Source organism: Pseudoalteromonas sp. APC 3224 (assembly GCF_030407535.1).
In the GTDB taxonomy this organism is placed as follows: domain Bacteria; phylum Pseudomonadota; class Gammaproteobacteria; order Enterobacterales; family Alteromonadaceae; genus Pseudoalteromonas.
The window spans coordinates 17542-29479 of sequence record NZ_JASDDF010000035.1 but is presented as its reverse complement, the minus strand read 5'-3'; the positions used below and the strand labels follow the sequence as shown (position 1 = coordinate 29479).

The window sequence follows — 11938 nt, the reverse complement described above, 5'->3', positions numbered from 1 at the left end:
TAGGGATGGGTTTTATGTCAAAACAAACACTACAATTACACAGCACTGTTTTATCAATTCATAGTTTAGCGCTTGATGCCGACATCCCTCCTGCCCTGTTAAAGCAACCATTATTTTTTATTTCAAAAACGCACGACGAACTCTCGGTTGTTTGCCCTGATGACTTTATAATTGATAGCCAAGATACAGAATCGAATTGGCAAGCATTAGAAGTAATTGGCCCATTAGGATTTTCGTTAACCGGAATTATGGCAAATATTTCAGGAGTATTAGCAAGAGCTGGCGTGTCAATTTTTTCAATTTCAACCTATGACACCGACTATATCTTAGTAAAAAAGCAAACAGTCAACAAAGCGATGGCTGCTCTCAAAGCCGATGGCTACAACGTGGTAACTTAATTAATGATGAAATCTGAAGACGTTAGCTATTTAACTAAAAATAAAATTGGCCGAAGCGCAATACAAATAACCAGCCCATTCAGTGGTAAAGTTTTGCAAATGGACGCGCATCCTGAAGCTTTTTTTCGCTTTGGAACTTTAGGACCAGGAGTCATGGTCAGCTTAACTAGCCATAAAGTGTTAGCGCCATTTAATGGTACTTTGTTGCAAGTTAAAAGCGGTGGGTGCGAGTTTATTTTAAAAGCTAAAAATGGTTTAAAAGTATTAATAAACTTAGCTGTTCCTGATTCTCAAACTCTCACGCATACTCATATTGCTCAGCTTAATGGCAGTAAAATAATCAAAGGACAGCGCCTCGCTTACTTTGATTTGCGTGAACTCGATGCGCCTATTTTAGCTAGCCTTATCATACTCAATGGCCACGACTTAGGCACCTTTCATTATTCTCACCCGCAGGTCAATGCTGGTGTAGATACCTTATTAACTATTATCAAAAAGAAGTAGGTTTATGATCACTCTCTATGGCATTAGCAACTGCGACACAATCAAAAAAGCAAAAAAATACCTAAGCGATAATGACATCGCATTCACTTTCCATGACTATCGTAAAGATGGCGTTAATCATAATATGGTTAGCGATTTTGCAGAGCATATTGACTGGGAACAACTTGTTAATAAACGTGGCACAACCTACAGAGCACTTTCGGATGAGCAAAAGCAAAGCTTAACTAAGCAAACTGCTATCGATATATTGGTTGAACAACCTGCAATGATAAAACGCCCTGTACTTGTTAATAACGGGCAGTACCACTTAGGCTTTAAAGCAGCCCAATACGATGAGATTTTTAAATAATGACCCATCCAGTAATTACCCTAGCCCAAGCCTTAATTCAGCGAGAGTCGGTTACACCTGAAGATGCTGGGTGCCAACATATGATGAATGAACGTCTAAGCGCTATTGGCTTTGATATTGAATCGCTATTTTTTACCGATACTCTAAACACATGGGCACGTAAAGGGACCCAATCGCCCCATTTTTGTTTTGCCGGTCATACTGATGTAGTGCCCACTGGGCCTGAAAAAAATTGGCAGCACCCGCCTTTTGCAGGCCTAATTGAAGACGGTTTATTACATGGCCGTGGCGCAGCCGACATGAAAGGCTCACTGGCAGCTATGGTTGTAGCCACAGAGCGCTTTGTATCTAAGCACCCAGATCATAAAGGCTCTATCTCGTTTTTAATTACCTCAGATGAAGAAGGCCCTTTTATCAACGGCACTACCCGCGTAATAGATACTTTAGAAAAGCGCGGTGAAAAAATTGATATGTGTCTTGTTGGTGAGCCTTCATCGCGCGATGTACTCGGTGATGTGGTTAAAAATGGTCGTCGTGGTTCTCTAACTGGTTTTTTAACTATTAAAGGCGTGCAAGGTCATGTAGCTTACCCACATTTAGCACAAAACCCAATTCATTTAGCCACGCCAGCTTTAACCGAATTAAGCCAAACTGTGTGGGATATGGGTAATGACTTTTTCCCAGCCACCAGCTTTCAAATCTCTAACATTAATGGTGGCACAGGTGCTGGTAATGTGATCCCCGGTGAGCTTGAAGTACAATTTAACTTTAGGTTTAGCACCGAAGTTACTCATCAGCAGCTGCAACAAAAAGTGAACGCGATTTTACAAAAACATAATTTGAATTACGAACTAAATTGGATTGTAAATGGCCTACCGTTTTTAACCGATCACGGTCCGTTAGTTGATGCTACCGTCGCTGCCATTAAATCAGTAACTGGCTTAACCACTAATTTAGAAACAACAGGTGGGACATCAGATGGCCGCTTTATTGCTCAAACCGGCGCTAAAGTAATCGAGCTGGGGCCACGTAACGCCACAATTCATAAAGTTGATGAGTGTGTTAGCACAGATGACCTGATCGCGCTGGCAGATATTTACGAGCAAATATTAGAACAACTGTTAACTTAATGACTGCAAATAAAGAACTCATACAATGCATCACCGGACAAAGTGATGCACACCTAGTCGCCATACAAAACCATTATTTGCATGCCAATATTGTCAACGACTTTGTTGCACTGCAATCAGCGGCCGCATCCGCTGGCTTTGATTTATGTATTGCATCAAGTTTTCGAGATTTTAATCGTCAATCAGCTATTTGGAATGCTAAATTTTCAAATAAGCGCGTGGTGTTAAATAAAGCGCAACAAGCCGTTGAACTAAATTCACTGAGTGATATTGAAAAATGTACCGCCATAATGCTGTACTCTGCACTGCCAGGGGCAAGTCGCCATCATTTAGGCACTGACTTAGATATTTTTGATAAAGGCGCAGTGAGTGACGATTATGAGTTGCAACTAACCCCCGATGAATATCAGCATGGCGGACCTTTTGCCGAACTGAGTCAATGGCTAGACATCCACCTGGCAGAATTTGGATTTTATCGGCCTTATCAGCACGATTTAGGCGGTGTTGCCCCAGAACTTTGGCATATTAGCCATATTTCGCAGTCAGAGCAGCTTATGAGGCACCTGTCAGTTGAGGTATTACACAACTGCATTAAAGAGAGTGATTTATTAGGTAAAGACGCTATTTTAACCCACTTACCTGCTTTGTATGAACGCTTTGTGCTCAATGTGAGTCCACCAGCTAAGCAGTGTTAGTTAGTTTTTTTATTTAACGTAAAAACCAATACCGCTAGTAAAATAATACTGCTCGGGAGCATAAATTGCACAGTTAAGGTTTCTGATAAAAACACCGCTCCTGCAATAGCTGCCAAAACGGGCACGCATAACTGCACTATAGCTGCATGCGTGCTTTTTAATAATGGCATAGCCACATACCAAATACTGTAACCAACACCCGATGCTATCGCACCTGAGCCAATGGCAAGTAACACCCCTTCCATACGAATATTTTTAAGTTGGCTCATACCCACTACTATTAAAACAGGTAGCACTAATAAGCTGCGAATAAAGTTACAAGTGGTGGCTCTAAGTGGTGACACACACGCCTTGCCACGAATACTGTATATTCCCCATGCCACGCCACTTATGCTCATTAATACTGCCGCCATTACCGGTGGCGCTGTTTGCGAAGGCAGCATTAAGTAAACAAAAGCCGCAAACGCCACAATAAATGCAAGCCATTGCACAGCGGTTAAGCGCTCTTGCTTATAGATGCCCCAGCCAATCATGGTAAATTGCACCGCGGAGAATAAAATAAGCGCGCCCATACCGGTATCTAACTCTATATAAGCTATAGAAAAACACAGCGCGTATATCAGCAAGCTCACACTGCTTCGCCAGCTTCCGGTATCGTTAATAACAGAACCACTTAATTGTGCATTTTTATTTAACTGCTTTGTATAGAGCAGCATAATAATGGTCAAACACACTGCCCCGCTGAGAAGCCGTATAACAGTGAAATTCCACGCATCAATATAACCTTGAGCTAATGCTAAGCGACACAATAACGAATTGGCAGCAAAGGCAACTAACGCGATAATAGTAAACAGAGTGGCTTTCAAATAAATTCCTAACGTATTGATAAATATGTACCGTATTTATATATACGGATTAAATTAGCGTCCATTGTTGTAAACGTTAAAATGGTTATTTTTTAATGATAAAGCTTTAATGTTTATACACTACGCTTTTTTACAATCTTTCACACCTACATTTATAAGCCATGTGTTAACCTTATAAAATAGATAAAAGGAGTGCGTGTGCGTCACATTTTAATTTTCAGTTTTTGCTTTATTGTAAGTGGTTGCAGCACTATTGGCTTTAACGACTTGTTTAATGATTATGCCACAAACACCACCCCTGTTAGGCAAGCTATTAGCAATAATAATATTGAAAATGCACGCACCCTTATAAAAACCAACAGTAAAGCCCACAGTAATTATTTACTGAACCAATTAGAGCAAGGGCGTATTGCTGATTTAGCTAATAATCCAGACAGTGCGCAAACATATTTTGAAACTGTCTATCAACAAATGCAAGCTAAACGCCAAGCAGCCAAAATACAAGTAAGTGCAGGGCTTGAGCAAAGCAATGCGCTGTTAACCAACGACTCAGCTATAGGTTATATCCCACCTGCTTACGAAATGAGTATGTTGCATAGCTACAAAGCACTTAATTATGTTTATAAGCGCGATATTGAGAGCGCGTTAGTTGAAATACGCCGCGCTAATAAAGTACAAGTTGATGCACTACTTGATAATCAAAGCGAATTTGATAATGCCATTGCCCAAGCACAGCAACACTACCCAGACATGGATAATTTAACTCGCTCGGTAAAAAATGGCTTTCAAAATGCGTACACGTTTTACTTATCCGGGTTGTTATATGAAAAAGCAAAGCAAGGCGATGATGCCTACATTGACTATAAAAAAGCGCTCGAAATACGACCTAACAATCCGTATTTACAGCAAGATATATTGCGCCTTGCTAAGCAGCAAGGTTTTGCAGATGACTACCAGCAATTTAAGCGACAGTTTGGTGAAGTAAACGCCATAGATAAAAATCAAGGCGAAGTAGTTATATTATTTGAACAAGGCCTTATACCAAAACAGCACGAGTTTAAATTGCGATTGCCCATTTATACTTCGCAGGGGGATGCCCGCTTTTATAGCCTAGCAATGCCAGTTTATATTAATAATGCCTACAGCAGTGCCGTTAATAATTTAAAAGTTGATGACCAAAATTTAGCATTAAGCCCTTTAGTACATTTAGAGGCACTCGCTGCTAAAACGTTAGAACAGCAAGTAGCTGGTCGTGTTTCAAGGCAAATATTACGCCTTGTCGCTAAAGAAAAAATGCGTGCAGAGCTTGCGCGCAGTGCCGGTGATGTAGGAAACATTTTGGCAAACTTGTATAACCTTGCATCTGAGCAAGCAGATACGCGCAGTTGGCTTACCCTGCCTAATCAGATCAGCCTTGTCCGCAGTGCAGTGAAAGCAGGCGAGCATACTTTAAACGTTGGCTCACAACCGCCAATAAATTTTACCGTTAGTAAGCAAGGGTTAACGTTAATCTACCTAACCTCTGTTAATAACTATTTTAACTCCCATGTAGTGCAACTTTAGGAGCCATCATGAAATACATACTTCCCGTTATTGCGCTGTTTATGCTTAGCGCATGTAGCAGCCGACCTGTAACCTCAGGTATTGGGGTTGAGCAAACTGCCAACGCTTATAAAGAGCAGCTCAATGTTAATAACCCACAATTAGCTAAAAAGCTTTTAATCAGTGATGTAAAAACGCGTCAAACAAATAACCTTACCGACGTGGTAGTTACTTTAGCGAGTACCTATAAAAAGTCGCAATACTTACAGTATCAATTTAACTGGTTTGATAAAGATGGCTTTGTTATTAAAGGCAATCACTCACCGTGGCAAGCCCTAACATTATTTGGCTTTGCTAAAACTCAGCTTGCAGGACTAGCACCTAGCTCTAATGCCGTTACCTTCTCATTAGCGGTAAGAGAAGTATCAACCGACGCACAAGAATTTAAAGATTAAAGGAAATCATGATGATCAATAAACAATTTAAATCACTGTCTAGTTATGCAATTTTAGGCTTAGCGGCACTGACACTTGCAGGCTGTGCCAACAAAGCTGTTGTCAGCTATGGTGATGCCCAAGCCGTAGAAACCACAGATATAAACTTTGGCTCTACTGACTTACAAAAAGTTGCCTCGCAAATGACCGACTCTCTGCTTAGTTCGCCTGTGGTTGGTACTATGACCGCCAATACACGCCCTGTGGTATTTGTAGAGCGTATTAAAAATAAAACCAGTGAACACATAGATACAGAATCAATCACCGACTCAATCTCTACTCAATTACTGCGTAGCGGCAAATTTAGATTTGTTGATATGACCCGTGTAGAGGCGGTTCGTGAGCAAATTACATTTCAAAACGAAGACGCCCTAGTCAATCCAAGTACTGCGGTGGCTTTTGGTAAGCAAATTGGTGCGCAATATATGCTGTACGGTAACCTATCAAGCATTGTTAAATCTAATGCAGATAAAGCCGATGTGTACTACAAATTTACAATGCGTTTAATGGATATGCAAAGCGGTCTTGTTGAATGGGCTGACGAAACTGAAATTCGTAAAACGCGTGAAAAATCAACGTTTGGTTGGTAATAACAGGAGCGAATTATGAAAACGCTTAGCTTAATTTTATGCGCTTTATTAGTAGTAAGTGCCCCAACGTTTGCCAAGTACGAACGAAATAAAGCCGTTCCTGTACAGCAAGTACTATTTGGTAAAGTAAAGTCGGTGCGCACTATTACTGAGCAACAATTAGTACAAGACAAAAGTAACGGCTGGAAAACCTTTGGCGGTGCCTTAATAGGCGGCGTTATTGGTAACCAGTTTGGCGGCGGCAGTGGTCGTACTGTAGCGACTATTTTAGGATCGGTGATTGGTGGTAACGTTGCCCATAATCAGCAGCAAACACAGCGCTATGAACATACACGGCTGGTTGAATTACTGATACAAGTAGAAAGTGGTGAGCAATTTATGGTGCTACAAGACAGCGATCCCGCTATGCGTTTTCATCAAGGGGATAATGTTCGCCTAATCTACTTAACCAATAACACAGTGCGAGTAGATAGCGCGTATTAAGCTTCTTGCATGGCGATAGCTGAAAAAAACCTAACTTAGGTAACTAAGTTAGGTTTTTTAAAGGGTAATTACGTTTATTTTTAAGCTGGTTCTTTTGCCCAAAGCTGCTCATTTTCATGCATTTCATATAAGCCGTGAGCACGATTTATAAGTAAGTTTGCAAAGTCGGCTTGGGTTTTATCTCGTGCACCCGCTGTAATAATTTGGTCGGCCTTTAACTGCCACTGCAATGAAAAATAACGCATGGCATCACGTGCATCTTTTGCTGCAGACGCTTCAGCGTGATCGGTTGGTAAACGACCTGTGATCACCCAGTAACTCTTACCGTTTTGCGCTTTAAATTTCCAAAGCGCACATAAAGGCGCTAAAAAACGACTTTCTTTTTCAAGCAAGGTTTTAGGCATAATGCCTTTTTCAGCTAAATGTTGTTGTGCATTTTGAAAACACTCGCGCTGCCATTTAATTTCTTGTTGCTGAAGTTCAGCTTGCTGCTCTGGTGTTAATGGTTGTTGTTCTTGTTGCTGCATTTTAATAACCTTTTTACTTCTTTGTTTACACTTTAAGGGCATAACAAATAAGGCGCAAGCATAAATAGCGTGCTTAACACCTTATTTGCAGCTGTTTGCTGAATTTTCAAGCAAAGTACACTTACTTTATATTGTGATCAAACGAGCCTACAGCACCTGGGAATACCACTGGCGACTCAATACCCTGTTGATTCACGCTAGCAACCCCAAAATAGTAGTTATCAATAACCACATTTTTTAGTGTAAATTCACTGACCTTATCAACCCATTGACTGTATTGCCATTGTGGCTCACTGGTGTAGCGCCAGTATATACGGTAGCCCGCTACATTTTCATCTTCTGTTGGCTGCCAAGTAAGTGTGGTACTGGCGCGTACAGCACCACTAATTTTCACCCCTTTTGGTGGCGCAGGAGCCCATGCCATTGACGCAAGACTAACCGCATTTAATGAAGTTAGCTTTGCGGCGTAATCAAAATCAACCCCATCAATAGTATCACCGTACACAACCCCATTTTCGGTGCGCAGGTCTTGATGTTGACGGTCATAATGCTCGTTGGTTTCCATAATGCGAACAGCCGCAAAACCCGCATCATTAAACGGACGGTGATGCCCGCCTCGAGCAAAACGGTCGAGCCTGTATACCAGCATGGTATCTAAGTTTTCAATATATTTATCAGCAATGGTGTCTATGTAACGTGCTAAATTACGGCTCGCTGAGTCAACTTCACCGCCGGTAAAACGACGAGTGCGGGCTTGTTCTTTAGTTTCAACGACGCGCGTGCCTTCAGAAAAAATACGTGCAGTTGTGTTATCGGTTACGCCATTAATGCCGTTAATATTGCCAATCATGTCGTTATTTAAAACACCATGAACCTGCCAGTTATTTTTTTGTGCGTAAGCAGTTAAAATTTTACCACCAAATAAACCTTGCTCTTCACCTGAGAGTGCGGCGTATACCACTGAGCCATTAAATGTATATTGCGATAACACCCGTGCAGCTTCAATAACACCGGCAACCCCTGATGCATTATCGTTTGCCCCCGGTGAATCGCTAGTAAAGTCCATAACATCACTAACCCGCGAGTCTATATCTCCCGACATAATCACCATACGGTTAGGATCGGTATTACCGCGCTGAATCGCAATTATATTAACCACTTCTACAGGGTTAGGAATACGCTTTTCTCCCGAAATGGTTTGCTTTACTTCTAGTATTTCTAAACAGCCACCACACTGTGCAGAAATTGCTTCAAATTCTTTTTTTATCCAACGCCTTGCCGCGCCAATACCACGAGTATCCGATTTAGTTTCAGATAGAGTATGGCGAGTCCCAAAATCCACCAACGTTTGAATATCATCTCCAATACGCTGCGCTGAAATTTGCCCTGCAATATTGTGCAATGATGCTTGTTGTGTGGTTTGTGCTGCCACACTATAAAATGGTGCGCTACAAACAGATGCAACCGCACTATACTTAATAAGCCGAGTAACTAACTTTAAAGGTGAAATTGACATAGCAGTTTAATCCTCATTGTTGATGTTTTTAAAATGACAGCTCTGCAGTTATACAGCAATGCTTTTGAGATAGACGTTAAAAACCTCAGGTTAAATTACATTTAATTAACATTAGCTAGCTTGCTCGGCTTAGTTCATTTGCAACTAATAAGTACGCTAGTTTAATAAAAATAATCACTTATACTGATTTGTACGTATACTAAGGAGAGAAGCACGATTAATCAGCTATCATTTTATATACCCTGTTTAAAATAATAAGGTGCTGTAAAAATATGAAGAAACACGAAGAATTACCTGAGGATCATGTTGATCCCCTTATGCAGTATTTACATCATGCGATTCGCTTTGCTATTAAAATATTAGCGGTACTCATGGTGTTGGTTATTTTTTGGAGTATTGCTGATGTAGTATATGTTTTATATATGCGATTGAGCTCTCCCCCTTACTTTTTATTAAACATTGAAGACATTCTACAAACCTTTGGTGCTTTTATGGTGGTGCTTATAGCAGTAGAAATATTTACCAACATTCGTTTATATTTAGGTTCAAGCTCACTGCCGGTTGAACTGGTTATTGCCACCGCACTAATGGCTGTGGCACGTAAAATTATTGTTTTAGATTTAAAATTAGTGACCTCAGAGCAAATTGTTGGCCTTGCATTGGTAACAATAGCCTTAGGTATATCTTACTGGCTGGTAAAAAATAAAACCGGTCACACAAAACTTTAAAGCGTTAACTCAACTTAAGATAACACTTAAACATCTCATTCCCACTGCGCCTTTGTATTTTACAATGGTATAGTGGGACATCTCTATAAATACTTAATAAGCTTCTAATATGTATCGATTATTTGAACGGATGACTAAACCGTTTCCGGAGCGTTCTCCATCTCAGCCTCCTAATACCTTATTTGCCTTTTGCCGCCATTACACCAAAGGCATGGAGCTGTCGTTAGTGCTTATGTCGCTCAGTGCCGCATTATTAGCTATTTTAGAAGTGTCTTTATTTAGTTACATGGGGCAACTGGTTGACTGGCTAGGTGAGTACACCCCTGAAGAGCTGTTTTCACAGCAACAATCCGAATTAATAAAGATGGGGTTAATGCTCTTGGTCGTGATGCCCATGATAGTCTTTTTCAGGTCGGCTATTTTACATCAAGCACTGTTGGGTAACTATCCGATGTCGATTCGTTGGTTAGCGCACCGTTATTTATTACGCCAAAGTGTTAGCTTTTATCAAAATGAATTTGCCGGAAGAATAGCCACTAAAGTACTTCAAACCTCATTGGCCGTGCGTGAGTCAGTCACTAAGTTACTTGATGTATTGATGTATATTGCCGTTTATTTTGGCTCAATGGTGTTTTTAGTAGCCGCCTCAGATTGGCGCTTAATGCTGCCATTATTAGTGTGGTTAGCATTATATATTTGCGTGCAAATTTACTTTGTACCACGGTTAAAAAGCATTGCAAGCTCACAAGCTGACGCACGCTCAGAAATGACCGGCCGTATTGTTGATAGCTACACCAATATTTCAACCATTAAGCTGTTTTCTTACACCCAACGCGAAGAGCAATATGCTAAACAAAGCATGGACGTATTTTTACAGCCTGTATATAAACAAATGCGTTTGGTAACCAGCCTTAATGTGGTTATTCAAAGCTTGAACTATTTACTGGTATTTTCGGTGGCAGCGGTGTCTTTGTATTTATGGTCGTTAAGTGCCATTAGTGCGGGGGCTATTGCAGTAGCATTGAGTTTGTCGTTAAGGCTTAATGGCATGGCCCAATGGATCATGTGGGAAATTAGCAGCTTATTTGAAAACATTGGTACCGTAGCCGATGGCATGCGCACCCTTTCAAACCCGATTGCGGTTGATGACAAGCCAAAAGCCGATAGCTTAAAAGTAACTCAAGGGGCAATCGACTTTAACAATGTACACTTTAATTATGGTAAAGCCGCTAATGAAAATAACCGAGGTCCAGTAATTAACGGTTTAAACTTAAATATTAAACCGGGCGAAAAAATTGGCTTAGTGGGTCGCTCTGGCGCGGGTAAATCCACATTAGTTAACTTGTTGCTACGTTTTTACGATACAGACAGGGGTAGTATTAGTATTGACGGTCAAAATATAACCGATGTTAGCCAAGAAAGTCTGCGCCGTTATATTGCTATGGTTACCCAAGATACATCCCTACTACATCGCTCAGTAAAAGATAACATTTTATACGGCAGACCCGATGCCACAGAAGCCGAAATGCTCGATGCGACCAAACAAGCCAAAGCGCTCGATTTTATAAACGATTTAGAAGACAGCAAAGGCAATAAAGGCTTTGATGCACAAGTGGGCGAACGAGGGGTAACCCTCTCGGGCGGGCAACGCCAGCGGATTGCTATTGCTCGGGTGTTACTCAAAAACGCGCCTATTCTTATACTTGATGAAGCTACCAGCGCTTTAGACTCAGAGGTAGAAGCGGCTATTCAAGCCAGCTTAGATGATTTAATGGCAGGTAAAACAGTCATTGCTATTGCACACCGATTATCAACCATTGCACAAATGGACAGGCTTATTGTGCTTGATGAAGGTGGCGTTGTAGAGCAAGGCAGTCACGATGAATTAATTACCAAAGGCGGCATTTATGCTGCACTGTGGGCACATCAAACCGGCGGCTTTATTGGTATTGAATAAACGCTAATGTGTAAGGTGCTACTTAAGATGCCTTACACACTTAATTAAATTCTTATCTTGATAACATTTTGAATAATTATAATGTATTCGAAAAAGTATAATTAACCGCTAATTATATATTAAGTAAACTGCTCAGCTTGATTAATGCAAGGCGATTTA

The 11938-nt window shown here is 40.8% G+C and carries 14 protein-coding genes; 11 read left to right on the top strand and 3 right to left on the bottom strand.

Features of this window, described 5'->3' with window-relative positions:
* The first annotated feature begins 14 nt into the window (after positions 1–14).
* Genes QL989_RS15550 through QL989_RS15530 form a run of 5 tightly spaced genes read left to right on the top strand, consistent with a single transcriptional unit; the run spans position 15 to position 3076 of the window.
* Positions 15–398, top strand: coding sequence for an ACT domain-containing protein (locus QL989_RS15550; RefSeq protein WP_171039579.1), 384 nt, complete (start codon positions 15–17; stop codon positions 396–398).
* Positions 399–404: 6 nt separating this feature from the next.
* A complete protein-coding gene (locus QL989_RS15545) occupies positions 405–902 on the top strand; it encodes a PTS glucose transporter subunit IIA (protein ID WP_290171057.1) in 498 nt (165 codons plus the stop codon).
* Between the two features lie 4 nt (positions 903–906).
* A complete protein-coding gene (locus QL989_RS15540) occupies positions 907–1251 on the top strand; it encodes an ArsC family reductase (protein ID WP_290171045.1) in 345 nt (114 codons plus the stop codon).
* Positions 1251–2381: a succinyl-diaminopimelate desuccinylase gene (gene dapE / locus QL989_RS15535; RefSeq protein ID WP_290171043.1), complete on the top strand. Its 1131-nt coding sequence runs from the start codon at positions 1251–1253 to the stop codon at positions 2379–2381. The genes QL989_RS15540 and dapE overlap by 1 nt, the downstream gene beginning before the upstream one ends.
* A complete protein-coding gene (locus QL989_RS15530) occupies positions 2381–3076 on the top strand; it encodes a M15 family metallopeptidase (protein ID WP_290171042.1) in 696 nt (231 codons plus the stop codon). The genes dapE and QL989_RS15530 overlap by 1 nt, the downstream gene beginning before the upstream one ends.
* On the opposite strand, the gene QL989_RS15525 is transcribed toward QL989_RS15530, so the two are convergent.
* Positions 3073–3942: a DMT family transporter gene (locus tag QL989_RS15525; protein WP_290171040.1), complete on the bottom strand. Its 870-nt coding sequence runs from the start codon at positions 3940–3942 to the stop codon at positions 3073–3075. The genes QL989_RS15530 and QL989_RS15525 overlap by 4 nt on opposite strands.
* Before the next feature lie 198 nt (positions 3943–4140).
* Between QL989_RS15525 and QL989_RS15520 the strand changes: the two genes are divergently transcribed.
* Genes QL989_RS15520 through QL989_RS15505 form a run of 4 tightly spaced genes read left to right on the top strand, consistent with a single transcriptional unit; the run spans position 4141 to position 7051 of the window.
* Entirely contained in the window at positions 4141–5505 is a 1365-nt protein-coding gene (locus QL989_RS15520) for an adenine DNA methylase (protein ID WP_290171039.1), read from the top strand.
* An 8-nt stretch (positions 5506–5513) separates the two neighbouring features.
* Entirely contained in the window at positions 5514–5939 is a 426-nt protein-coding gene (locus QL989_RS15515) for a YcfL family protein (RefSeq protein WP_138604884.1), read from the top strand.
* A gap of 8 nt (positions 5940–5947) precedes the next feature.
* Positions 5948–6568: a penicillin-binding protein activator LpoB gene (lpoB, locus tag QL989_RS15510; RefSeq protein WP_041708999.1), complete on the top strand. Its 621-nt coding sequence runs from the start codon at positions 5948–5950 to the stop codon at positions 6566–6568.
* Positions 6569–6583: 15 nt separating this feature from the next.
* On the top strand, positions 6584–7051 hold the full coding sequence (locus QL989_RS15505) for a glycine zipper 2TM domain-containing protein (protein WP_290171036.1): 468 nt from the start codon (positions 6584–6586) through the stop codon (positions 7049–7051).
* Positions 7052–7131: 80 nt separating this feature from the next.
* Here QL989_RS15505 and QL989_RS15500 read toward each other — a convergent pair whose 3' ends face one another.
* On the bottom strand, positions 7132–7578 hold the full coding sequence (locus tag QL989_RS15500; protein WP_138604887.1) for a DUF4826 family protein: 447 nt from the start codon (positions 7576–7578) through the stop codon (positions 7132–7134).
* A gap of 121 nt (positions 7579–7699) precedes the next feature.
* Entirely contained in the window at positions 7700–9094 is a 1395-nt protein-coding gene (locus QL989_RS15495; protein ID WP_290171034.1) for a M28 family peptidase, read from the bottom strand.
* 272 nt (positions 9095–9366) lie between these two features.
* Between QL989_RS15495 and QL989_RS15490 the strand changes: the two genes are divergently transcribed.
* Together QL989_RS15490 and QL989_RS15485 are read left to right on the top strand one after the other, a co-directional pair.
* Positions 9367–9822 (top strand): phosphate-starvation-inducible PsiE family protein, encoded by a 456-nt coding sequence (locus tag QL989_RS15490; protein ID WP_138604889.1) that lies wholly within the window; start codon positions 9367–9369, stop codon positions 9820–9822.
* Between the two features lie 109 nt (positions 9823–9931).
* Complete coding sequence (locus QL989_RS15485) at positions 9932–11779, top strand: ABC transporter ATP-binding protein (protein WP_290171032.1); 1848 nt, start codon at positions 9932–9934, stop codon at positions 11777–11779.
* Positions 11780–11938: the final 159 nt, after the last annotated feature.

What these genes read in the sequence shown, in the direction of transcription:
- QL989_RS15550 (WP_171039579.1), top strand. Translation starts at nt 15, where the DNA reads ATGTCAAAACAAACACTACAATTACACAGCACTGTTTTATCAATTCAT.
- QL989_RS15545 (WP_290171057.1), top strand. Translation starts at nt 405, where the DNA reads ATGAAATCTGAAGACGTTAGCTATTTAACTAAAAATAAAATTGGCCGA.
- QL989_RS15540 (WP_290171045.1), top strand. Translation starts at nt 907, where the DNA reads ATGATCACTCTCTATGGCATTAGCAACTGCGACACAATCAAAAAAGCA.
- dapE (WP_290171043.1), top strand. Translation starts at nt 1,251, where the DNA reads ATGACCCATCCAGTAATTACCCTAGCCCAAGCCTTAATTCAGCGAGAG.
- QL989_RS15530 (WP_290171042.1), top strand. Translation starts at nt 2,381, where the DNA reads ATGACTGCAAATAAAGAACTCATACAATGCATCACCGGACAAAGTGAT.
- QL989_RS15515 (WP_138604884.1), top strand. Translation starts at nt 5,514, where the DNA reads ATGAAATACATACTTCCCGTTATTGCGCTGTTTATGCTTAGCGCATGT.
- lpoB (WP_041708999.1), top strand. Translation starts at nt 5,948, where the DNA reads ATGATGATCAATAAACAATTTAAATCACTGTCTAGTTATGCAATTTTA.
- QL989_RS15505 (WP_290171036.1), top strand. Translation starts at nt 6,584, where the DNA reads ATGAAAACGCTTAGCTTAATTTTATGCGCTTTATTAGTAGTAAGTGCC.
- QL989_RS15500 (WP_138604887.1), bottom strand. Translation starts at nt 7,578, where the DNA reads ATGCAGCAACAAGAACAACAACCATTAACACCAGAGCAGCAAGCTGAA.
- QL989_RS15495 (WP_290171034.1), bottom strand. Translation starts at nt 9,094, where the DNA reads ATGTCAATTTCACCTTTAAAGTTAGTTACTCGGCTTATTAAGTATAGT.
- QL989_RS15490 (WP_138604889.1), top strand. Translation starts at nt 9,367, where the DNA reads ATGAAGAAACACGAAGAATTACCTGAGGATCATGTTGATCCCCTTATG.
- QL989_RS15485 (WP_290171032.1), top strand. Translation starts at nt 9,932, where the DNA reads ATGTATCGATTATTTGAACGGATGACTAAACCGTTTCCGGAGCGTTCT.